The sequence below is a fragment of the Oceanobacillus sp. J11TS1 genome (assembly GCF_018333215.1).
In the GTDB taxonomy this organism is placed as follows: domain Bacteria; phylum Bacillota; class Bacilli; order Bacillales; family Amphibacillaceae; genus Oceanobacillus.
Genome location: NZ_BORO01000014.1, coordinates 18,389 through 41,940, shown reverse-complemented (window position 1 = coordinate 41,940; position 23,552 = coordinate 18,389). Strand labels below are relative to the sequence as shown.

Genomic DNA, 23,552 nt, shown 5'->3' with positions numbered 1-23,552 from the left:
TTAGAACTCCAAATATTTTTAACATAATTCAAATTAGGTAGATAATAATCTGGCTCTTCACCAAAATCTATGGATGACAAATTATATTGAATTTGTTATGAGCAACCGCTACGGAAAAACACTACGCTTTCCCGCAGGAGTCTACGTGTTTTTCCTCCGCTAGCTAGACGTAAGTAACATATATTTTGGTTTTGACCCAATAATCTTTGTTTTAAAAAAGAACCATAAAAAAGAGCATTAGATTTGTAAAAACAAATGATCTCTTTTTTATGGCTGATTAAACTGTTATTTTTTTTGATCCAAAAACATACCATCCAATCCCTGAACATTTTTATATGGATTGGAATAGCTTGTTGTCGATTTCTTCTGTTGCTGTACTTGTTTCATTTCATTTTTCAAGTCCATAAATAAACGGTTCATCTTCTTTTCAATTTCTTGATTCATTTGTACAACAATTCGACCTAGCTCATCTTCTTCCTCTGTATACGGAGGAACCATCGCTTCCAAAAGCTTTCCACGCTCTTCCATTTTTTCATGGAATAAACGGATTATTTCTTCTCGATTATTTAAGGTAATGTCCTGTAATAATAATAGTTTCATCGATTCTGTTAATTGGTAAATGGGTAATAGACGGTTCATTAGATAGAAGCACCTTGCTTATACTTTTGTTGCCGATCCTTAAGAATTACTTGCTTCCAAACGTCCCTAAATTCTTCTGCATAACCGAGTACTTCTTCTAACTTTTCTTTATCATTCTTTATATTTGCTTCCGTTAGAACCCTTTGCATATAGTCATATAGCGGAAGAATTTGATTAGAAATCTCTATTTTCGGGTCTAAGGTTACCATTAATTCATGAATAATCTTTTGTGCTTTTTGGATATTCGTATTTTTTGCAGCAAAATCGTTATTATCCATATCTTTCATTGCTTGTTTAATAAATTTAATGCAGCCATTATAGAGCATTAAAGTCAGCTCTCCACCTGATGCTGTATTTACTGCGTTATTTTGGTAGGTCTGATAGGCTTTTTTTGTAGACATTTGCGTTGCCTCCTTTCCTTTATTACATTGCTCCTGGATTAAAGTTTGACATCAGCATATTAGACTGCTCATTCATCATCGAAATAGCACGCTCCATCTCAGAGAATTGCTTCCAGTAGCGGGATTCAACTTGTCCTAAACGACGTTCAAAATTGGTAATCCGTTCATTAATTTCTTTCATTCTTTTTCCTAATGCATAACTGTCTAAGGACACATCTGTCGCTCTTCCAGCACGTTGATTGACCTGTGCAATCGTACCTTCCACAGCATCCTCCAAACGATTAATCAGTCCGCGCCCATCATCTTTTGTATTATTCGAGAAGAGCTTTTGCACACTTTCAGGATCATTCGCAACAACTTCACGCAATTTATCTTCATCGATAATCAGCTTGCCGCCATCCATATAATCAGGAGAAGTGCTAATACCAATTTCCGTTAACGATGCGAATTGCCCATCATTTTTCACCGTACTATACCAGCTGCTGCGCATATTTGCTAATCCACTGGTTAACGCAGTTTCTCCTTTTAGCATACCGCTTTTCGCTTTTTCTTCCCATAATTCAATTTCCCGGTCAGACATATCTGCTTTTTGTTCTTCCGTCAACGGAGGAAAATCACGATGCACTTCTTCACGCTGGGAACCTGAGATAGCTTCTACAATTTCGTTATACGCTTCTACAAACTCTTTGATTTTATCAACTGTATTATCGATGTCGTTTGTTATGTTTAAGGTTGCAGTTCCTTTCGTTTCATCTAGGAACTGGAATGTAACACCATTTAGTTGGTAATGGTTGTCTTGTGTATTTACTGTATAGGCGTTGTTATAGGTGAATTCTGCGTTTCGGGCACCATGTTCTCCCAATCTCACCCCATCTTCATCTTTTATTTCTTCTGGTTTTTGATGTAGCCCTAATCGTTTAAAGAAATTACCTCCGTCTTTATCCTCAAATTCAATCTCTTGTCCACCAGGATTATAAACCCCTGTTCTTGTAGCCTCTAAAATAACTCTATCTGAATTTTCATCATAGGTCATACGAACGGGACTATCTTTATCATCGTTAATCCTTTTGATAACGTCAGAGAGTTTATCGCCTTCCTCTATTTCATATCTATGCTCTCGGAAATTCTTACCGTCTCCCCCATATGAGTCATCTTTTCCATATGTTCTAAATTTAATTGGTCCAGTAAACCCTTGGCTTGCTAAAGTCTCATCAGGGTTAAACTTAAGATCATCCTTTGTGTTTAGTTTTTCTCCAACATTAATCGCAGAAGTCGCTAATTGCTTCACTTCAATCCGATACGTCCCATTACTCGCCCCTGCACTCCCAGTAGCACGAACAGCTCCTTCTTGTGTAGAAGTGACGATTTTCTTGTTATACGTATCACTTAACTTCATATTTAAAATTTTCTTCTGGTCTAAATCCAGTAATAATTTATTAACATCTCGGAAAGCATCCCGCTTCCACTCTAATTTTGTTCGATCTTGCTGTAATTTATTTAGAGGGAGTCTTTCCGCATTCATTAAATCCTTAATAATCGATTCTGTATCAATTCCACTTGCTAGTCCACCTATTCGCATTTCTACTCACCTCTATACTTTCTCATTGATTAATAGCCCCATATATTCAGCCATTTCTGCATACATATCTAACATTTTCTTTGGAGGTATTTCTCGGATGATTTCATTTTTGTCCGCATCCACAACGGTAACATAGTATTTTTCCAGCTTTTCATGCATTTCAAACTTTACATTCCTTCTGACAGGCTCCAAAAAATCATTCATCTTATCAATTATTTCTTCAACTTGCTCTTTGCTCACTGCTCTATTCTCATCTTTCAAAACTGTTTCATTCTCTGTTGAATCCGATTGTAAAGCAGCGGGTGATGTAACAGCTCTAATGGAATGAGGGATAAATGAAGTATCCTGAACTCCAGCTTTATTTACAACCATTATGTTACACTCCTCTATCGTTTATCTTTTATATCGGTGTCATTTAAAGAATGTAAAGGCCCCGATTAGATGTTTTCTCTCCGTAAAATTCATTTTTATCCTTCAGCTATAGCTTGCTATCCTTTAAAAAGTCAAGGAGATTCTGATCTATTTGTGCCGCTTGGTTATTTTGATTCTTGATATCGACATAGATTTCTTGTCGGTAGATATCTACTGATTTAGGGGCACGAATACCTAACTTCACTTGATCTCCTTCAATGGCAATTACTTCTACTTCAATGTCGTCTCCAATTTGAATTGCTTCATTTCTTTTTCTGGAAAGTACAAGCATTATTTCTCCCCCTTTTCACGGAGAGGTTGACTGATTGGTACTCTTGAAGAATAGGCTTCGTTTTGAAGGACAATTTGCTTTGCTAAATTCCCCTTCATATGTATGATAATCGGCGCTTTTAAATTTATCGTACTGGCAGTAAAAGGTTTTTGGACAGTGACAATCGTGTATACCGCAATATCATTTCGGTCCTTTATCTTTAAATACTCTAAGATAGATGGCTCTAACTCAAAAGAATAATTTTGGTAAAAATGATACGGATCTGTAATAATAAAAGCTAATTTTTCATCATCTACCGATTGTAAGATGTGAAAGATTTGGTTATCCGGCAATTCTAGTAAAACGAATTGTTTTGATTCAGAAAAACCTGGAATGCCAGATGGAAAATGAATTATTTTCGATTCATCAATAGCGATTTCACCTAAATATGTAGATCTCACCTTCATGGAACACACTCCTCGTATTATATTTTCATATTGACGACTTCTATATCTAATGCTGCCCGTTGAGAAAGACTGGTTTCCATAGACCCTGGGGTATATTGTATGACCGGTTTATTTACGCGTCCTTCAATAATTGGCCGATGCGTTTGAACTTGAATATCTAATGTGGATGGTTCATAATCAGTCTTTACTGAAAAGGTAGATGGTATAAACGTAAGTCCTAATCTTTTTTGCGAAGAAAATCCATTTTCTATTGCTTGTGACTTTATTGGGTCTGTATTCTTTTCAATGCGCATTAATTCATTACCTTGACGTGCTTTTTTGGCAGTTGCCTGCATAGCCGCTTGCTTTCCAGCCTGCGCATTCTTTGCAATACTCTTTTTGGCACTTAATAAATTCATATCTTCCCAAGCTTGGCTTTGATCGATGCTAAGCTTTCCTTGCTTAGTGCGCATCGTCACATCTGCATGCGGCTGCCTTATCGTTAACTCCCCACTTGGTTGAGAAATATGTAATTGTGCTGGCGTAGTATGTATTTGAATTTTTGCCTGCTGGGCGTTCATTCGAATTTGTGGAATCTCCATCTTTATATTCTTCCTCTATTCCATTTGTCTTTAAAAAACCCTGCGCCAAAGGAAGGAGCAGGGTTTGATTCGTAAAAAAGGTTGCTTTTTACGATTCATTCGCTGGCTAAGGATACAGCAGTTATCCTCACCCTAAATGCTAAAGCTGACCCGAGCCGTCATGCGCTTTTCTTCATTAACGTAAAAAATCAACTAAAGAAGGCTGGATAATCCGAGAACCTGCTGAAAGTGCTGCCCGATGTAAACTTTCTTGTGTAATTAGGTTGGTAATTGCCTCTGCAAAATCAACATCTTCATTATCCGATAAAGTCTTTGTGGTAACGATTTTTTGATCGGCTAAGCGATTCTCCACAAGTTCCAGCCGGTTCATACGAGCTCCGATTTCTGCACGTGAATCAACAATGCTTTCGATGGAAGTATCTAATTCACCGATACTTTTTTCAATATCTTCTTCACTGTCCAGACGATTAATAAAGTTATCTACGGCTTTGAACAGGCCTCCATTTTCTCCAAAGACGGTAGACCCATTTATATTAGCTTTTACCGTGATTCCGTTAGAAACTTCAATAAGTACGTCATCATCGGCAAAATCAGCTGTAATGTCCCCATTTTCGTTTGTTGTAACTGGAGCTGTGTCTGAATTGGTACCATTAAAAATATATTTCCCGTTCACATTGGTGTTTGCAATTTCAACAAGATGCTCTTTCAATTGTTTTGCTTCTTGAACAATACTCTGATATTCATCCTTGCTATTCGTTCCATTGCTTGCCTTGACAGCAAGTTCTCTTAATCGCTGCATCGCATGATTTGCCTGATCAATCGAAGCATCCGTGTTATCTAACCAGCTATTTGCTTCCGAGGAATTTCGCTCAAATTGTTCAATTCGCGCTAATTCCGAACGGTAGGAAACACCTTTCATCGCAATCATTGGATCATCTGAAGGTTTTGTTATCTTTTTGCCAGTGTAAAGCTGGTCCATATATTTATTCATTTGTCCACTGCTGCTCGTTAGATTACGTAATAAATTATTGGAGAGCATACTTTGTGTTACACGCATTTCTCTGACCTACCTTCCTACTAATCCCATTCGGTTAATAATTGTATCTATTAATTCATCCATTGCAGTCATCCCTCGGGCAGCTGCATTATAAGCATGCTGGAATTTAATCATATTTGTCATTTCTTCATCTAAAGATACTGCGCTAATAGATTGCCGCTGATTGTTCACCTGATGTTGCAGCGTAGATGTACTATCCAGCATGGTTAATGCATGCTGGGCATCCACCCCGAGTTCCCCTATAATTGATTCTAAATAGCCATTTACAGATACATCATCTAATTTGTCGTTCGCGCTTGTAAATAGATTGGATAATTCCCTTGCGATATCTCCGCTTCCTGTATTGCCATTAGAGGAAACAATAATGTCCGAATAATCGTCTAAGGCAACTGCCATCTTGGAAGCAGTACCTTTTTCTTCCTCTAATTCCTCAAAGAAAGGAACCTTCGTACCGTCACCTGTTTCATGAACTTCATTAAAGCTCGTCACAATGGCATAAGCTAATTTATCAAGCTTTGCAAGCACCTCTGGATAATCTCCTTTTACTTCTCCGCCCTCTACATAGCCTGAAGCATGTACATAGCTTTGAAGTGCCCCCTTAGAAGCTTTAATATCTACGCCTCCCACATGTATACTTTCGATAGCTTTCACTCCATCTATTTCAGTATATTGTGGTTGATCTATCTTCTTCATTTCACCAGTTAAGCCATTTACCAGTGTCGCTGTATCGCCATTTTCAGCAAGTACTTTTACAGTTGCCACTCCCTCACCTTGCTGATTAGATGGTATGTGGCCTGTATTGTATGTTACTTCTATATTCACAATTTCAGATAAATCATCTAAAATAAGATCTCTTTTATCATATAAATCGTTCGCATTATAACCATGCGTTTCTAACTTTTTAATTTGATCATTTAATGCGCCAAGCTGATCAATCATTGCATTTGCTCTATCGATGGTATTCTCCGTCTCTTTTTGTAAATCAGACCGAATTGTCTCCATAGAGGATGCTAAGTGATTAAATGTGTCTCCCAATGCTTTCCCACGCTCCAGAACAACAGCGCGCGCCCCATTATTAGTTGGATTTGCGCCCAATTCCTGTAATGATTGCCAAAAGTCATTGATGGAAGCAGATAATCCTGATTCACTCGGTTCGTTTAATAGATTTTCCATTCTTGAAAGAGCTGCTGTTCGTTGTGACCAATAGCCGACAGATGCATTCTCTGATCGAAATTGTGTATCTAAAAATTGATTGCGGATACGCTGTACGGAACCAATTTCTACACCTGTACCAGATTGACCTGGCATGTGCGGGCTATTCATCCCTGGTGTCGGATAGCCATTCATCGCTTGCATATTTACGCGTTGTCTTGAAAACCCTGGTGTATTTGCGTTGGAAATATTATGGCCTGTTGTATATAAGGCACTTTGCTGTGTACTCAATGCCTGACGTGACATTTCTAGTCCTCGAAAAGTACTCATGAAAAACTTCTCTCCTTTATTTACGCCTTTGAATCAAAAAGAGATCGATTGGGCATCTTTCCGGAAGACGCTGCTCCATAGTTCATCGATTGCATAGATGGATTGATTAATTCCATGGAAAGCTGCACAAACTTCATTGATTCTTCTAGTAATGCTTTATTTAGTTGTTCTTGTCTTTTTAAATCAGTAATCGCATCGGTCAAAGCAATAGCTGAAGCTTCTACCGTTTTTTGTTCTTCTTCATCTAATCTATTTAAGATCTCTGTAATTGTCAGATCATTTGCTGAAGGAGACTGCCGTTCATTCCATGATTCTACAATTTCCTGCCTTTTCGCCTCTTGAGCCTCCAGCTTACGGACAAGTTTTGGTTGTTGTAGAAGCAATGCTTGAAATTCGTCTAATTTGTTATTCGTTAGTGCCTCTGTTTTTTGCTTGGATAATTCCAGCAATTCTTTATGCGTTGCCGTTAAATCATTCATTGCCTGGGTCAATTGAATGGTCACACATTTTCCTCCTTTGACCGTGATACACTTACTTTCCAGTCCAGAAATCACGCATTTTTTGAGCTAGTTTCTCATAATCTATTTTGTATTGATTTGCATCAATCTTCTGCTTTATTTCATTCACATATTCTGCCCGCTTTTGATCTGGCTGATCTTGTTTTTGTAATTTCTTCGCTTCGTGCGATATTTCAATACTGTCTTTCTTATATGATTCCGACTCGATCTCCTGGCTTTTCTTAAATGCCTGTTTATATGGATTAAAATTCGTTGGATTCGGTCCGTTAATTTTCATTTTTACACCCCTTACTAGTAATGAGTGAATTGACTACATCCTGCATCACTTTTGTTCGATATACATTAACTTTTATTCCAATGCCCTTTTGTGTAATACGTTCTTTCTCTTTCTGCATCTAACACTTTTTGGTGTGCAGATTCGACCGCTTCATGCTTCAACAAGTCTTCCTTCAGCTGCTGCTGACAGTGCTCACAAATGGTTCCTTGGTTAATAGGCTGTTGGCACCTCTCACATGGATAGGATAAATTCGGAAAATCTGCTGGCTGAAGTCTTCTTTCTCGAACAAACTTTTGAATAAGACTTTCTTCTACACATGTTTCTTCTACAATTTGCGCCATTGTAGCAGTTCGATTATTACGTTTCCTTAAAAAATGGTATACGGTTCGAAAGTCTTCTTCTTCTTTTTTATAACAATCTCTACATATATCTCGAAGTTGCTTTACAAACACACGATTACAGCGTTCGCAATTTGCTAGTTCTCCCATGTTTGTTTCCCCTTTCCACTAAACAACGTTCTCAAAATTATTTTATTATAATGAAACTCTTTATATTAGGACTTATTTTTTCACGAAATGATTTTGCTTGTTTATATCATCGTCAACATCTCCGCATTTGTTAATAGTAAAAGCAAAATTAATCCCTGAATTTCATTATTCTTTATGCTGTCACTGGAAGGAAGATTACCTTTATTATAGCAAATCGTGTATTGATTTGGGGAGACTTCCTTGCAATAAGCCTTTACCCTCTCGCTAATGTTAACGAATACACTGCAGGTCAACCCTGAAGTTTTAATTGCTGTGCAGGTTATTAGCACAGGATAAACATAAAACCGCGTCCTCTTCTATTGGCAGCCAGTTAGACCAAATCAAGGGGGCCTTTCTAGTGGTTCAACTGCTTCTTAAAAAGAAGAATGAGCTGTTGCACAATTACTTAAACAATTGTGCAACAGCCCAGCCCATTTACAGTGTTTTATATTACGTTTTAAGATTTTCTAATTTTTACTGGCATTTACTTGATAAATTCAGCCTTAAGTAAATAAGCAACGTCATATTCTTCAAGCTCATTCATATGGGCCGCGGGATCTTCATAAAAATCTGTTGTTAGTGAATGTATTCCATTTTCATCTTGAGAATAAGAAATATCTGCTAATACTACTTCACCATCGTTTAAAGCTTTGTTTTTTGGAATATTCCCCCACACACTTGTCATATTCTCTATTTCATTTGATTTTTTATCCGGCACATTTACTGAGGTCAAGCTCTCATCAGTGCCAACTCCAATATTAAATATATTATTATCTTCACTAACGTTCTCTAAAAGTGTAAAAATAATGGAGCCACTTTGCTCAGCCTCTGTTGTCATATACCCTAAACGATCATCGACCAAATTACCTAATTCATATTTTTCAATCCATACAGCTACTTCTTTATATTCACTATCTATACTGAAATCAAACACAAATGATTTATCTGAAGTGATTGAAAGTATGGCGTCTTCCCTCTCTGTTAATTCACCTGCTGAAATAGTGTTTGCATTTGTATCAATTTGGCTGCAAGCAACGAAAGCCAATGTCGATAATCCTATTATTAATATCATAGATACTCTTTTCATTCATTCTCTCCTTTGAATAATATAGTTTTTTCCCACTATGCCTGGAATACGACCAGCCTCCATTTTTAACATTTGAACATGCTTCATCCATACAAACAAGGTCAAGGGTGGCGGAATCGCTGCTATATCACGAATGAAACTACTGGTTCAACTTCAATGACTTGTATTTTCTTGTGTGGGAAAAAACTCCGCGATTGGTGGTATATTTTCCTGCGCTTTAGATTACATTTATTATAACAAATCGTTTCCCTGTTTTGGAAGCAGTTTTATTTTCCACCTGTTTAAGCCTGCACTTCTAACTCCGTGCTAACGTTAAGGCGTACACAGCCGGGCAGCCGTGAAGCTTTAGCTGCTGTGCTGCTTGCCGCACAGTTGTACCTGTTGTATAAATATCATCAATAATCAGGACCGCTTGCTTTAGCGGTTCTGTAATAAAGAAAGGATTATTCCTCCTCAAACGCGCCTCGCGATTTTTCTTTGCCTGCTTTTCATCGCTTTTCCTTCCTAATACTTGTTTTACAGGAGCATCCAGCATCTCTGCTAGAGCAAGCGACTGATTAAATCCTCTTTCATGCATTCTGCTTTCACTTAATGGGATAGGGACAATTGCCATAGAAGAATTGCCTGCAAACTCTTTTTCAAAAGTATCTTTGAGGTCATTTCGAAAAATTTCTCTTAACACATAATCTCCCCGAAATTTCCACTGGCTGATCATTTCACGTATTGTATCATTATAATAGAAAATAGAATAATTTCTTTCTATATTTTCCCCTAGTTGTCTCCACTGCTGGCAGTCTAAACAGAGCGCTGAGCTCCATGCCCGGCTGCATACCTCGCATCGTTCTCCAGAAATCCGTTCCAGTTTATCAGCGCAGGAGGAGCATAATACGTCGTTATCTTCCACAGTCAGCCAGTTAGTCCAAGTTAATGATCTTTCTAATTGTACATGGCAGTATAAACAAAAATTCAAATCTTCCTCCCCCTAGCATTCATTTCTACAATCATTTGCCTTGCCTTTTCCATTGCATCTGTTTTCCCATCATGGAAAAAGACCACTTCTCCTGTTGGATCATCGGCGCTTCTGCCTGCCCGTCCAGCAATTTGAACGAGAGCTGCTTCATTAAACACGTCATGTCCGGCATTCAATACAGCTACATCAACGGAAGGAAAAGTCACCCCTCTTTCCAATATGGTCGTAGTAATAAGGACATGCAGTTCCTTTTGGCGAAATTGATTAATTTTCACTTCTCTTTCTTCATCCGCTGCATAAACAGCTTCTAATTGGTCGGGAGCAGAAATAGCGTCCACTTCCATTAACAATGAGGTAATCACCCCTTTTAATTCCTTTATCATCGCAATCTTCGGCACAAAAAGGAGTAATTGCCGCTTTGGATTTTGTCTATGAATCAGCCATTGCCGAAAAGCATTGGGAAGTTTTTGGTTTGCAAGTTGATTCGTAAGACGAAAAGCAAGTTTAAATTTAGGAACAGGTAAGAGATGTCCATGGTAACGCAGAGGCACAAATACATGTGGTAATTTTCCCAGCTTCATTTGCAGCCTGAAATTCTTACGCGGGGTGGCTGTGAGGTATAAAGTGGTGGATTGCTTCTTAACAGCCTGCTTGGCAGCATACATTAGGCTTTTATCCAAGTAATAAGGAAAGGCGTCGACTTCATCAATAATTAATACATCAAACGCTTGATGATAACGCATGAGCTGGTGTGTGGTTGCTAGTATCAATTGCGCCATACCTGTCCGATGCTCGCTTCCTCCGTAAAGAGCTTCGATGGATACGCCTTGAAAAGCTTGTCCCATCCTCGGTAACAGCTCGCGAATTACATCTACGCGGGGGGAAGCTAAAGCTATCCGATAACCACGTTTTAAAGCAGAGGTAAGTGGCGGGAAAAGCATTTCCGTTTTGCCGGCTCCACAAACTGCCCAACATAAATAGGCGGGAATTTTTTCTTCAACGGCCTCCTGTAATTGAGCGGCTGCTTTCCTTTGAGCAGTTGTTAAATTTCCCGTCCAGGTTAATGGTTGAGAATGTCTGGGCCAATTTACTGCTGCTCCGCCCCATGTGTACAACGGTTTACATTCACTTACTCTCCCCATTTGTATACAGTTTCGGCAATATTTATGGTTTTGCTGACAAACTCCACAAGGATATTCGGAGAAATATTGCAGCGCTACATTGCCGCATCGTATACATTTAACGGAACCTTTTTGATTTTCTATTGCAGGAGTAGGAATCAATTGCTTCGTAGAACGGAGAACATCGAAACATTTCTGAGGGATAGGGACTTCCTCTTCTAATAATCGTTTACCAGATAAAGCTTGCGCGAGGAATGCAGGGGACATTAAAATACGTTTATCAATATTCAAACAAACACCTCCATGAAAAAATTTAGATTTACGTCTTTTAGTAGAACGATTGTTTTGATAAAGTCACATTTTCAAGCTTCATTAGGCTATATATAGTAAAACTTCATCCAGTGCAGGATTTCTCCGCTGAATGAAGTTTTCTTTTATTTTTCGTACCAACCAACACCAATGGCGCCTTCTCCAAGGTGAGTCCCAATTACTGGACCAAAATAACTAATCGATGTTTCCATTTCTGGATGTTTTTGTTTAAATTCTGCTTCTAATTTTTCGGCATATGCCAGGTTATTCGCATGGATAAATACCACACGCAGATTCTTACCTGCAGTTACATCGTCTTCTAATAAACCAAGGATGCGGGATATCGCTTTTTTCTTTGTCCGGATTTTTTCAAATGGAACGATTAACTTATTTTCAAAATGGAGAATAGGTTTTACTTGCAAGAGACTGCCGAGTATTGCTTGAGCATTTGATAATCTGCCGCCTCGTTGCAGATTCGCTAAATCATCGACCATGAAATAAGCACGGACTGTTTTTTTCATCTCATCCAGTCTTGTTAAAATAGCTTCTGGAGATTGTCCATCAGCAGCCATTTTCGCTGCCTCTATTGCATAAAATCCTTGTACCATACAGCTTATTTCCGAATCATAGGCATAAACATCAATTCCTTCTACCATTTCTCCCGTACTTACCATTGTTTGGTATGTACCGCTAATGCCGCTGGATAAATGAACAGAAATAACAGCATCATAGTCTTCCGCTAATTCTTCCAGTTTTTTTGTAATCTCCCCGATAGATGGCTGTGAGGTACTTGGCAAATCTTTTTCACTTGCCAGTTTCTGATAAAATTCTTCAGTCGTAATATCTAACTCTTCACGGTAAGAAGCCTCATTAAAATTCACGCTTAATGGGACCATATGAATTCCATATTTCTCGCGGTCTTCTTTTGAAATGTACGCTGTACTATCTGACATGACAGCAATCTTCATAAACGATTTCTCCTTTACATCTATGACATTCTAATCCATAACAGTATGAAAATGCGGAAGTAAAGCATTCCACCTTTTTTCCTATCACTGTCTTCTTTCTAAATTACGCATCATTACTTTTCATTATTCTACACGAAACTCCGCTAAAAATCGAATGCTTTTTTCGCCTCCCCGCCGGCAGCATTGCAACTCCTTTTACCAGGGCATCGTACTTTTAATAATCTGCTGCAAATGTATTACGTTTCTAGGTCGGTAAGAACAAAAAGCACCTCGATAGAGATAATAGTCTAAACCGGGGCGCTTTATATATATATTATAGATTAAACAACTTCTACCCAACCTTTTCGAATAGCACATACAACTGCTTGGGTACGATCATTAACGTTCATTTTCTGCAGAATATTACTCACATGGTTTTTAACTGTTTTTTCACTAATATAGAGCGATTCCGCTACTGCACGATTGCTCTTCCCTTCTGCTAACAACTGAAGTACTTGGCATTCACGTCTTGTTAATAGATGCAGTGGTTTGCGGTGCTCTACGTTTCTATTTGCAAAACTAGAAGTATTTTCTCGTGCTAAACGACGGTACTCTTTTACTAAATTATGCGTAATACGAGGATGTAAATAAGATCCGCCGCTGCTTACTACTTTAATTGCTTCCACAAGTGCTTCTGCATCCATTTCTTTTAATAAGTATCCTTGTGCTCCTGATTTCAAGGCATGCGTCACGTAATTTTCATCATCATGAATAGATAAAATAATGATTTTTGTATTTGGAAATTGTCTTAATAAATCAGCAGTCGCCTGCACACCATTAATTTTAGGCATATTAATATCCATTAACACAACGTCTGGATTATTATCTCTTACAAGGTCAGCAGCATCAGAACCGTCATCTCCCTCGGCAACTACTTTAAATGCTGACTCAAATTCTAAAATTCGTTTGACACCTTCACGAAATAACTTGTGATCGTCAATTAATACAATGCTTACTTCTTTTTGCTCGTCCATATATAATTCTCCTTTTCTAGGTAATCATACTAATTGAATTATAGAGGATGTCCAAAAGTCCGCTAAAAATGACCCATCAGAAAAAGAAACTTATTGCCCACGGCGCGCGGGAAACATAAAAGTCATTATATCCTGTCTAAAGTTCGTTAGCTTGCTTGTCTGAAGCTCACCTATATAACTGCATACGTTCCATTACTGGAATCCCGCATTGCCTTGAACTTCTTGGTCCTTTTTTATCATCACTTTTGAACACGTATGTGTTTTCTTAATCATTAATAGATAGATAGTTTTATTAATAAATAAGTCTATTGTAGTACATATCGTTGCTACTGTCTCATTTCAGCTCAAAATATTAACTTTTTAATCGCTTACTTTGCTTAACATAAGCACATCGTCATGAAAATGTTAAGCTTTTTATGTACATATTTAATGTCTTATATATGTTCCTTAATTACAACTTTTCTCTCCTTATCCCCATAGCCTTTCTCTTAATTTCAAGTTTTTCTGCTTTTCTACAAGAAGCAACTATTTCCTACAATATCTATATCTTATTATATACATAAGTTTAAGAATATGGAACATTTATTGTAATTGTGGTTCCTTTTCCTTTACCAGTAGAAATATTGAGGTTCCCATCAAGGATTTCAACACGCTCTTTCATCCCGATTAAACCAAATGAACCATCACTTCTTTCTTCTAAGTTAAAACCTTTGCCGTTATCTGCTACAATCAGTATCAATCTATTTTTCATTATTTCTAACTTCACCTTAATTTCCGAAGCTTCACTATGTTTAATCGCATTTTGAGTAGCTTCTTGCATTAACCGGAATAAAGCAACTTCATATTTTGAATTAAATCTTTTTTCTTTCCCAAACACGATAAACTCAACATGTATATCGTGATACTCTGTTAACCTGTCAACATATTTTCGTATCGTTGGAACAACCCCTAAGTCATCTAAAGCCATTGGTCGTAAATCGTATATTATTCTGCGCACTTCCCTTAAAGATGAGCGAACGTTTTTCCGCAATGATTTAATCTCCTCAGAAATTTCCTCCGCTTTCCCTTTTTTTATGACATAGTCGAGAATATCTGAGCGTAAAAGTACATTAGCCAGCATTTGAGCTGGTCCATCATGAATCTCCCGCGAAAGTTTTTTTCTTTCTTCTTCTTGCGCTTCAATAATTTTCAACCCAAATTCTTGTTTTTCTCTGGCATCTTCAATCAGTTCATTTACTTGCTTAAAATCATCCTGTAAAAAGTTAAAAATGATAGAAATTTTTCCGACAAGATCTTCCCCTCGCTCCAAAACATGGGAGAGACTTGTCAATCTAATCTCTATTTCATCACGCCGCTTTCTTAATAACTTTTCTTCTTCACGCATGATCACAAATTTGGTTTGAAGTTCATGTGTTTTTTCATAGACTTTACGCACTTCATCCTCGGAGTATTTTCCAAATTCTTTGCTCACTACTGCGAGCTGTTGTCGGTAGCTTTTTACATTCTTTTCTAATTCGTCTCCGCGCACAATATACGCTTTGACTTTTTTCTTCGTAGATTCTAATTCCTCAGAAAGATATTCATATTCCTTTCTTCCTTCTTCGGTAATTTCAAATGCTTGATTTTTACTTTGATCAATCATCTGGATCATGTTTTCTATAATTTCGTCTATAGCTTTATCACTTAATCTTATTGCCATCAGAAATTCACCAACCTATGTTATAATTGTTCGTAACTTTCCCAGATTTTATAAGGATCATATCAAACTTTAATGGTAAACCCATTCCAAGCATATACACAGCGAATTAATTGAGGTGAAAATATATTATGTTATCTATGTATTATACTGTAAAACAGCAGGGAGTGGATGAAATAATCATTCAAAAATCCCGCTTTATTGCGAATGTTAAACGAGTCGAATCAGAAATGGAAGCACAAGAATTTATTCAAGCTATCAAAAAAGAGCATCGGGACGCTACCCATAATTGCTCTGCATACATTATAGGCGAAACAGACCATATCCAAAAAGCAAATGATGATGGCGAACCAAGCGGAACTGCGGGTGTTCCAATTTTAGAAGTATTAAAGAAAAAAGGATTAAAAGATACTGCCGTTGTCGTGACAAGATATTTCGGCGGAATCAAACTGGGGGCTGGCGGCCTTATTCGTGCCTATGGATCAGCAACAACACAAGGTATCAAAACTACCGGGATTGTTCGCAGAGAGCTGATGCAAGGAATATCAATAACCGTAGAATATCCGCTATTAGGGAAACTGGAAAATGAAATTCGCCAGCAATCCCAATACATTTTAGAAGATATCCATTATCTTGAGAACGTGGCGTTTATTATTTATGTAAAAACAGAAGAAATAGATGCCTTTCAGAACTGGATCGTAGACTTAACAAGTGCACAAGCAGAAATCGAATTGCTGGATCAAAAATATGTAGAAATAGAAGTTGACGATACACCTTCTTCAGCTGATAAATGATATATATGATTTGATAAGAACAGTTAGCGGAATCTATTTCTGAATCGAATGAACACAGAGCGGTCCCTTTTACCTTTGTACTTGTAAATTGGATCTTGTACAAACGAAAGCTCTGTTAGATGAATAAACAATCTAACAGAGCTTTTTAAATTAAAACGATTTAATGGACTTCTTTACATCCGTGTTTGACGACAACTCTTTAATAAGTAATTGAATTATTTCATCCATTGAATTAATTTTTTGGTTCTCCGTATCATGAATAACTCTTTTCAAGATTTTTTGATACTGCTTTTGCTCCTCAACCATTCGTCTACCGCCTTTGAATAATTTTTGTAATAAGAACGTTTACATCAAAACGTAAATGTCGAATGTTGTTTTCCTAGATAAATTTTCTCACTAAACGTTATTCTATATAAAATCACAACCGTTGTCTACTTTTTTTGATAATTTTTTTATTTCAGTCTGATAAACTTCTATCTATTTTATAGATTGATAGCTATTAGATATAATTAAAACCGTATTTTGTTTTTGATTATTTCTTCAACCAGTGAATGCGTCATCGAAATCTCTAGTGTTCGACAAATTTCAATAATAAATGAAACAGATATAATGATCTCTTCACTCTAACTCCATTCTGTGGGAAAATTACGGAGGTTTCCCTGATGCAATCCTACTGCGTATCATTGTAGATTTTTCTATTAATAACTCCATCATCTTCATCATTAGCATGCAAAATTATTCTAAAGCATAGACTATTAACCTAAATTTCGATATAATCTATTACAGATTTATTTTTCCTGACAATTAGTAAAAATTTGTTGAAATTAAAGAAGAATAGAGGAGAAAATTTTGGTGTCTAGAATAGATAATAAAAACCGTAAAAAGAAAAAAAGATGGCCATTTATTGTTGGTGGAATAATTCTATTTTTAATATTGGTTATTGGAGGCGGAGCTTTCTTCGTTTGGAACCAAATCGGTAAAGTCGTAGAAACGATGCACAGTCCACTGGAACGAGATAATAATCCTGAACGTCAGGAAGAAATCAATCGTCTGTATAAAGATTCCGATGCTGTTAACATCTTATTACTTGGTGTTGACGAACGTGACGGAGATGTCGGCCGATCTGATACGATGATTCTGCTGTCCTTAAATTCAAGAACGGACTCCATGGTTATGTTAAGTATTCCTCGAGATACTTACGTAAATATCCCGAACCGAGGTATGGATAAAATTAACCACGCCTATGCTTTCGGGGAAGCTGCTCAACCTGGCGGCGGTACGGAGTTAGCTATTGAGACCGTAGAAAATACATTTAACTTGCCGATTCACTCCTATGTACGTGTGAATATGGAAGGATTCCAACAAGGTATTGACGCTTTAGGCGGTGTTACCGTTCAAAACAGCACAGCATTTTCTCAAGATGGCCATACATTTAATGAAGGTAACATTAACTTAAACGGCGAAGAAGCTCTTTCTTATATCCGTATGAGAAAACAAGATAGCCGCGGTGACATGGGAAGGAACGAACGTCAGCGCGAAGTAATTGTTGCTGCAATGAATGAAGCAGCTAGTTTCTCAAGCATTACTAAAGCTGGTAACATCCTAGATATTTTAGGAAATAATGTACAAACAGATTTAGATATGAATCGATTACAAACACTATTCACGGATTATAGTGGAACAAGAAAAAATGTAGAAACAATGGAAATCTCAGGGGACGGTCAAACAATTAACGGAGTTTGGTACTATGTTGTACCCGATGAGGAAATCAACCGTATCCAGTCAACCATTACAGAGCATATGGAACAGAAATAATTAAATTGCATTACTGAAGAATCTTGGATAAAAAATAGGCATAAGCCAGCTTCAGAAAAATGGTCAGCTACTTTCCTGACTTGAAAACAAAACGTCACCTGGCATATACAGCGTGGCGTTTTTTCACACAATTAGAGGAACTTTTTCAAAAGCGTTTTACCGACGAGATAAATATATTTTAAAAGTTCTATTACTTACTATCCAGTTTTCCTTACAGTTTTTGGAACATGTTATAATTTTACGCAGGCAGATAATATTTATTGGGGGTCAAAAAATGTGGAAAAAAAGCTTATGGCTTATTCTTTTTATTGCCCTGTTAGCTGGGTGCTCCAAAGAACAAGCCAACCCGAATGATACGTTAAATCAATATGCAGAAGCATTAGCAGAAAGCGACTATGAATCGATGTACAATTTATTCTCTCCAGAGGCTAAAGATAAATATAGTGAAGAAGATTCTTCCTTACGCTTAGAAAAATTATACGCTGATATTTCTGCTTCCGATATTGAAATGAATATACAAGAATTAGAAGATGAAGAAATAGCCAAGGCCTATGATGAAGGAGTAGCAACTATCCCCTTCTCCGTAAGTATGAATACCATGGCTGGTGAAATTTCATTTGATTATGAAGCAACACTCACTTTAATTGAAAAAGAAGATGAAAAAGATACCTGGGGAATTAATTGGGATGCTGGTTTTATATTCCCTGAACTAGCTGATGGCGGAGAAATTCAAATTTCTACCAACCAGCCTGTAAGGGGAGAAATCCTAGATAAAAACCAAATGCCGCTTGCAATTAATGATACCGTTTATGAATTTGGTGTGATTCCTAGTGAATTAGGAGAGAGTGAAGCGAAACGTGAGGAAATCGCCCGTTTACTTGGAATGTCAGTAGACTCTGTTAATGCTAGTCTAGAAGCGGAATGGGTAGAAGATAATTTATTTGTTCCACTCAAGACGATCCATCCAGACAACGCAGATACAGTACAACAATTAAATGCCATAGAAGGCGTCTCTTACCGTGAAGTAAGTGGGAGGATTTATCCAGAGGGAGAAATTGCTGCCCATCTGGTAGGATATCTTCGTACAGTGAATGCAGAGGATTTAGAGGAACTTGATTCAACAGAATACACAGCATCTGACAAAATCGGGGCACGTGGGTTAGAAAGCTTGTTTGAAGAAGAGCTCCGCGGTAAAAAAGGTGCGACAATTCAAGTAACAAAAGAAGATGGAGAAAATATCGTTCTGGCTGAAAAAGAAGCAGAGGACGGACAAAATATTACTGTAACTATCGATATTAATATTCAAGATAAAGTTTTCCAAGGGTTTGATGGGGATCCGGGTAACGCAACAGTCATTGATCCAAAAACCGGAGAGACACTAGCTTTAGTAAGTAGCCCATCTTTTGATCCAAATGATATTCTTTATGGAACATCATCAAACCTCTGGAGCGATATGGAAGAAGATGAACTGCAACCACTTCTTAATCGTTTCTCTTCCACTTTTGCGCCAGGATCTGTTATCAAACCGATCACAGGAGCAATCGGACTGAAGAATGGAACGATTGTATATGATGAAGGTATTGAAATCGAAGGAAAGCGTTGGGAAGAGTATAAAGTAACACGCGTATCAACCTCCAATGGACCAGTTGATTTAGATGACGCATTAATTCGTTCGGATAATATTTATTTTGCAATGAAAGCTGTTGAAATGGGCGGAGATGCATTTGTTGATGGATTGCATTCATTTGGAATTGGAGAAGAATTTCCATATACCTATCCAATTTCAGATTCTCACATCTCTAACTCAGATAACTTAGAAGATGGTACTTTACTTGCACATACCAGTTATGGGCAAGGTGAAATTGAAATGAGCGCATTGCATCTTGCTGCTAGTTATTCAGCCTTTCTAAATGATGGGGACATGATTCAACCAATATTGCTAACAGATGAAGATAAAGGACAAGTCTGGAAAGAAGGTTTAGTTACAAAAGAGCAAGCAGGTGAAATTCAAGAGTCCCTGCGCAAAGTCATCACAGAAGGAACTGGTAAAGCTGCTCAAGAAGCTGATTTTCCTATCTCCGGTAAAACAGGAACGGCAGAGCTAAAATTAACAAATGAAGATAGCGGAGATGAAAACAGCTGGTTCGTCGGCTATCCAACGGATGATCAAGATGTCATTATTTCCCTTATGGTAGAAGGCACTAAAAATCATGATCGCAGTTCTGCGGTAGAAAAAGCAACAAAGATCTTAATGGATATAAAATAGAAGTTTCTTAACAGCCAAAAACGGGTTTGAGCATAGATTAATGTTCAAACCCGTTTTTTAATCACACAGAAAGGAACAAAAGCGCTCCATACAAGCCGGGAGCCGCTCCAAATCAGAGGAATTCGCTCCACCCAAGCCGAAATCCGCTCCAAATCAGAGGAATTCGCTCCATACAAGCCAGGAGCCGCTCCAAATCAAGGGAATGCGCTCCACCCAACAAAATTTTATAATTTCCTAACAAGCAAAAAAGCCATCTAGCAGGTTCTGCCAAACAGCTGATATTTTATAGGATCACCTTATCGCTTACTTTTCAATATATTTGTTAACTCTAAAAACTTCTCTTTATCCCCGTGATCAATAGCCATATCAATTAATCGTCTAAGATTTTCGTATTCTAGTCCGTTAATCAATTGATTGAATGCTTGTTGCTGCTCAGAAATTGTTTCTGTATCCTCTGGCAAATAATAGGATTCCGCAATCCGATGAAGCATTTTTAAGAATTCGGGAATGGAAATCAATTGTGACATGGAAATCGTTAATACCTCTTTTCCATTTTGAAATGCAAAGACGTCTTCTACATTTTCAATTTGTTTGGACTTTCTGTTTAAGCGGACTTCCGTCGATTTAACAGGGATAAATTGATATACTTTCTTATTAATAATGATTGAGAAGTACTGGTACGCCAAAATAATCCGAATATACTTTTCTTCCGTCTTTACATAATAAGGCTTTAACATCTTAACAGTAACCATTTTATCCACCCCCCGTATAAAATGAAAGTTGTAAACCAGGGTGTTCGCATCCATCACCTCCACGCAGATAATTTTATCTTCTGTCTATTCGGAAGCGGAAGTTACGGACATTTACACCATGAAAAAGGAACATCTAAATTTTCTGTTAATTTATTTTATCCGATGTAGCGGGAAAATTCAAGCTAAAATTTAAATTATCAAAAAATTTAATCGCTATTTTATAAAGCGGACTTCAATTTTTCTATTTCCTCATCTGAAAATACTCTTGATCGTGTTAAAAATCGCTTACCCTCTGGGCCTTCCAGAGAAAACATCCCGCCGCGGCCGTTGACGACATCAATAATAAGTTGTGTATGCTTCCAATACGCGTATTGATCCTTTGAAATATAAAATGGGATATTGCCTGGAAGATTACCTAGTAAAACATCCGAATCACCTGTTTTAAATTCCCCAAGTGGATAGCACATTGGCGAGCTCCCATCACAACAGCCTCCTGATTGATGAAACATCAGCGGGCCATGAATATCTTTTAACTTTCCCATCAATTCCTGAGCTTCTTGCGTGGCGACAACTCGGTTTACCATGGAAAAACCTCCTTAACTTAACAACAGATAAAGATAATTTTAATGCGGATGCAAAAAGCAGCCAACCGTGTTGGATAGGGAGAATAATCGCAACCCCAGAAAATCACGGTACGAGGTGTTCTCCCTTCCATTAATATGGACTGCTTTATAATATTAGTGAATCTTTGAGTGAGGCAGGGAAAGTATAACTACTCTCCCGCCTACATTGCTATTCGTTAACTACCTGTATAAGGAAATTTAAAATGAACTTAATTTCATGCTTTAAACGTTCAGCTCTCTTTATCTTTAAAATAATCCGGCTGGACCGTCACTATAGCTCACCAGTAAATTCTTCGTTTGTTGATAATGATCCAACATCATTAAATGATTTTCTCTTCCAATTCCTGATTTTTTATATCCACCAAATGCTGCATGGGCTGGGTATTGGTGATAGCAATTTGTCCATACACGGCCAGCTTGAATACCACGCCCAAAACGATATGCTGTATTCATATCACGTGTCCAAATCCCTGAACCTAATCCATAAAGCGTATCATTCGCAATTTCTAATGCCTCTTCCTCATCTTTAAACGTAGTTACGGATAAAACAGGACCAAAAATTTCTTCTTGGAAGATACGCATTTTGTTATCGCCTTTAAAGATTGTTGGCTGTACATAGTATCCTGATGCCAGCTCTCTATCAAGCTGATTGACATCTCCGCCAACCAGAACTTCCGCGCCTTCCTGTTTACCAATATCAAGATAAGATTTAATTTTCTCATGTTGTTCTTCAGAAGCCTGCGCTCCCATCATTGTCTCTGTATCGAGCGGGTGACCAATTTTAATTTGTTTCACGCGTTCAATTGCTTTTTCCATAAAACGATCATAAATAGATTCATGGACAAGAGCACGAGACGGGCAAGTACAAACCTCCCCTTGGTTCAAGGCAAACATAACCATTCCTTCAACTGCCTTATCTACAAAACGGTCATCTTTAGCTAGAACATCTTCAAAGAAAATATTCGGAGATTTCCCGCCTAATTCAAGTGTTACTGGAATAATATTTTCAGATGCATATTGCATAATAAGACGCCCAGTTGTCGTCTCTCCGGTGAAGGCAATTTTCGCAATACGGCTATTTGTCGCCAGTGGCTTCCCAGCTTCTACTCCAAAGCCATTTACAATGTTTACCACACCATCTGGCAGTAAATCCTTAATTAAATCAAGGAGGACATGAATCGATGCTGGAGTTTGCTCAGCGGGTTTGAGTACAACACAGTTTCCTGCCGCTAATGCAGGAGCAAGTTTCCAAGTTGCCATTAAAATCGGGAAGTTCCAAGGAATAATTTGACCAACAACCCCTAATGGCTCATGAAAATGGTAGGCAACTGTATCATTATCTATTTGACTTAGATGCCCTTCCTGCGCACGGATAACCCCAGCAAAATAACGGAAATGATCAATTGCTAGCGGAATATCCGCCGCTAATGTCTCGCGTACAGCTTTCCCATTCTCCCAGCTTTCTGCTACCGCTAACTTCTCTAAATTTTCTTCCATACGATCTGCAATACGATTTAGAATAACTGAGCGCTCTGCTACAGATGTTTTTCCCCATGCATCTTTAGCTGCGTGCGCTGCATCGACAGCTGCTTCTACATCTTCTTGGGTTGAACGGGCAATTTCACAAAAGACTTCTCCCGTAATTGGGGTTGTATTCTCAAAATAGTTCCCTTTAATCGGCGGTTGATATTTTCCCCCAATGAAATTATCATAGCGTTTCTCATAATTTACAATAGCACCTTCTGTATTTGGATTAGCATATCTCATGTTAATTCCTCCTCCTTTTGTAAACGCTTGCAAAACCGCGTTAAGAAAATTTTATTCGCAACCACAGTATAGCAAATATTGTTTTACTTTTACAATAATTTGAACTATTTAATTTTAATTCTTTTAGGCATTGCCCGGTACAAAAATACATAATGGAAATA

At 37.7% G+C, this 23,552-nt stretch carries 25 protein-coding genes; 3 read left to right on the top strand and 22 right to left on the bottom strand.

The features are described 5' to 3' along the window. Window positions 1-285: 285 nt before the first annotated feature. The 18 genes from fliT to KI343_RS12100 all read right to left on the bottom strand — a co-directional run bounded on the left by fliT (window position 286) and on the right by KI343_RS12100 (window position 15,377). The gene (gene fliT, locus KI343_RS12185) at window positions 286-639 is read right to left on the bottom strand and encodes a flagellar protein FliT (RefSeq protein WP_212926695.1); all 354 of its coding nucleotides are present in this window, start codon (window positions 637-639) and stop codon (window positions 286-288) included. After that, window positions 639-1,040 (bottom strand): flagellar export chaperone FliS, encoded by a 402-nt coding sequence (fliS, locus tag KI343_RS12180; RefSeq protein ID WP_212926694.1) that lies wholly within the window; start codon window positions 1,038-1,040, stop codon window positions 639-641. The genes fliT and fliS overlap by 1 nt, the downstream gene beginning before the upstream one ends. Window positions 1,041-1,062: 22 nt before the next feature. Next, window positions 1,063-2,619 (bottom strand): flagellar filament capping protein FliD, encoded by a 1,557-nt coding sequence (gene fliD, locus KI343_RS12175; protein ID WP_212926693.1) that lies wholly within the window; start codon window positions 2,617-2,619, stop codon window positions 1,063-1,065. Window positions 2,620-2,631: 12 nt separating this feature from the next. Beyond that, window positions 2,632-2,991 carry a flagellar protein FlaG gene (flaG, locus tag KI343_RS12170; protein WP_212926692.1) on the bottom strand — a complete coding sequence of 120 codons (360 nt, stop codon included), beginning with the start codon at window positions 2,989-2,991 and terminating at the stop codon, window positions 2,632-2,634. A 106-nt stretch (window positions 2,992-3,097) separates the two neighbouring features. Next, on the bottom strand, window positions 3,098-3,322 hold the full coding sequence (gene csrA / locus KI343_RS12165; RefSeq protein ID WP_212926691.1) for a carbon storage regulator CsrA: 225 nt from the start codon (window positions 3,320-3,322) through the stop codon (window positions 3,098-3,100). Continuing rightward, the gene (fliW, locus tag KI343_RS12160) at window positions 3,322-3,768 is read right to left on the bottom strand and encodes a flagellar assembly protein FliW (RefSeq protein WP_212926690.1); all 447 of its coding nucleotides are present in this window, start codon (window positions 3,766-3,768) and stop codon (window positions 3,322-3,324) included. Before fliW ends, csrA begins: the two co-directional genes overlap by 1 nt. A 17-nt stretch (window positions 3,769-3,785) precedes the next feature. After that, window positions 3,786-4,349 carry a DUF6470 family protein gene (locus tag KI343_RS12155; protein WP_212926689.1) on the bottom strand — a complete coding sequence of 188 codons (564 nt, stop codon included), beginning with the start codon at window positions 4,347-4,349 and terminating at the stop codon, window positions 3,786-3,788. A gap of 175 nt (window positions 4,350-4,524) precedes the next feature. Continuing rightward, complete coding sequence (gene flgL, locus KI343_RS12150; protein WP_212926688.1) at window positions 4,525-5,406, bottom strand: flagellar hook-associated protein FlgL; 882 nt, start codon at window positions 5,404-5,406, stop codon at window positions 4,525-4,527. A gap of 9 nt (window positions 5,407-5,415) precedes the next feature. Continuing rightward, window positions 5,416-6,888, bottom strand: a complete 1,473-nt coding sequence (flgK, locus tag KI343_RS12145; protein WP_212926687.1) for a flagellar hook-associated protein FlgK — start codon at window positions 6,886-6,888, stop codon at window positions 5,416-5,418. A 20-nt stretch (window positions 6,889-6,908) separates the two neighbouring features. Next, window positions 6,909-7,391: a flagellar protein FlgN gene (locus KI343_RS12140; RefSeq protein ID WP_212926686.1), complete on the bottom strand. Its 483-nt coding sequence runs from the start codon at window positions 7,389-7,391 to the stop codon at window positions 6,909-6,911. 28 nt (window positions 7,392-7,419) lie between these two features. After that, window positions 7,420-7,683 carry a flagellar biosynthesis anti-sigma factor FlgM gene (gene flgM, locus KI343_RS12135; RefSeq protein ID WP_212926685.1) on the bottom strand — a complete coding sequence of 88 codons (264 nt, stop codon included), beginning with the start codon at window positions 7,681-7,683 and terminating at the stop codon, window positions 7,420-7,422. A 65-nt stretch (window positions 7,684-7,748) separates the two neighbouring features. Then, complete coding sequence (locus KI343_RS12130) at window positions 7,749-8,171, bottom strand: TIGR03826 family flagellar region protein (RefSeq protein ID WP_212926684.1); 423 nt, start codon at window positions 8,169-8,171, stop codon at window positions 7,749-7,751. A gap of 523 nt (window positions 8,172-8,694) precedes the next feature. Next, window positions 8,695-9,297, bottom strand: coding sequence for a hypothetical protein (locus KI343_RS12125; RefSeq protein ID WP_212926683.1), 603 nt, complete (start codon window positions 9,295-9,297; stop codon window positions 8,695-8,697). Between the two features lie 295 nt (window positions 9,298-9,592). Further along, the gene (locus tag KI343_RS12120; RefSeq protein WP_212926682.1) at window positions 9,593-10,267 is read right to left on the bottom strand and encodes a ComFC family protein; all 675 of its coding nucleotides are present in this window, start codon (window positions 10,265-10,267) and stop codon (window positions 9,593-9,595) included. After that, a complete protein-coding gene (locus tag KI343_RS12115; protein ID WP_244856901.1) occupies window positions 10,264-11,679 on the bottom strand; it encodes an ATP-dependent helicase ComFA in 1,416 nt (471 codons plus the stop codon). Before KI343_RS12115 ends, KI343_RS12120 begins: the two co-directional genes overlap by 4 nt. Before the next feature lie 143 nt (window positions 11,680-11,822). After that, window positions 11,823-12,665 (bottom strand): DegV family protein, encoded by an 843-nt coding sequence (locus KI343_RS12110; protein ID WP_212926681.1) that lies wholly within the window; start codon window positions 12,663-12,665, stop codon window positions 11,823-11,825. Window positions 12,666-12,985: 320 nt separating this feature from the next. Further along, window positions 12,986-13,678, bottom strand: a complete 693-nt coding sequence (locus KI343_RS12105; RefSeq protein WP_212926680.1) for a response regulator — start codon at window positions 13,676-13,678, stop codon at window positions 12,986-12,988. Between the two features lie 565 nt (window positions 13,679-14,243). Further along, window positions 14,244-15,377 (bottom strand): sensor histidine kinase, encoded by a 1,134-nt coding sequence (locus KI343_RS12100; RefSeq protein WP_280530135.1) that lies wholly within the window; start codon window positions 15,375-15,377, stop codon window positions 14,244-14,246. Between the two features lie 128 nt (window positions 15,378-15,505). Here KI343_RS12100 and KI343_RS12095 point away from each other — a divergent pair, with 128 nt between their 5' ends. Then, window positions 15,506-16,168, top strand: a complete 663-nt coding sequence (locus KI343_RS12095; protein ID WP_212926679.1) for a YigZ family protein — start codon at window positions 15,506-15,508, stop codon at window positions 16,166-16,168. A 150-nt stretch (window positions 16,169-16,318) separates the two neighbouring features. On the opposite strand, the gene KI343_RS12090 is transcribed toward KI343_RS12095, so the two are convergent. Then, on the bottom strand, window positions 16,319-16,474 hold the full coding sequence (locus KI343_RS12090; protein ID WP_212926678.1) for a hypothetical protein: 156 nt from the start codon (window positions 16,472-16,474) through the stop codon (window positions 16,319-16,321). 546 nt (window positions 16,475-17,020) lie between these two features. Between KI343_RS12090 and KI343_RS12085 the strand changes: the two genes are divergently transcribed. Both KI343_RS12085 and KI343_RS12080 read left to right on the top strand, forming a co-directional pair. Then, the gene (locus KI343_RS12085) at window positions 17,021-17,983 is read left to right on the top strand and encodes an LCP family glycopolymer transferase (RefSeq protein ID WP_306432571.1); all 963 of its coding nucleotides are present in this window, start codon (window positions 17,021-17,023) and stop codon (window positions 17,981-17,983) included. Window positions 17,984-18,257: 274 nt separating this feature from the next. Beyond that, the gene (locus KI343_RS12080; RefSeq protein ID WP_212926676.1) at window positions 18,258-20,249 is read left to right on the top strand and encodes a penicillin-binding transpeptidase domain-containing protein; all 1,992 of its coding nucleotides are present in this window, start codon (window positions 18,258-18,260) and stop codon (window positions 20,247-20,249) included. A 296-nt stretch (window positions 20,250-20,545) separates the two neighbouring features. Here KI343_RS12080 and KI343_RS12075 read toward each other — a convergent pair whose 3' ends face one another. From KI343_RS12075 to adh, 3 genes are all read right to left on the bottom strand, one after another. Continuing rightward, window positions 20,546-21,001, bottom strand: a complete 456-nt coding sequence (locus KI343_RS12075; protein ID WP_212926675.1) for an IDEAL domain-containing protein — start codon at window positions 20,999-21,001, stop codon at window positions 20,546-20,548. Window positions 21,002-21,219: 218 nt separating this feature from the next. Further along, window positions 21,220-21,585 (bottom strand): DUF779 domain-containing protein, encoded by a 366-nt coding sequence (locus tag KI343_RS12070; protein WP_212926674.1) that lies wholly within the window; start codon window positions 21,583-21,585, stop codon window positions 21,220-21,222. A gap of 285 nt (window positions 21,586-21,870) precedes the next feature. After that, complete coding sequence (gene adh, locus KI343_RS12065) at window positions 21,871-23,391, bottom strand: aldehyde dehydrogenase (RefSeq protein ID WP_212926673.1); 1,521 nt, start codon at window positions 23,389-23,391, stop codon at window positions 21,871-21,873. Window positions 23,392-23,552 lie beyond the last annotated feature (161 nt).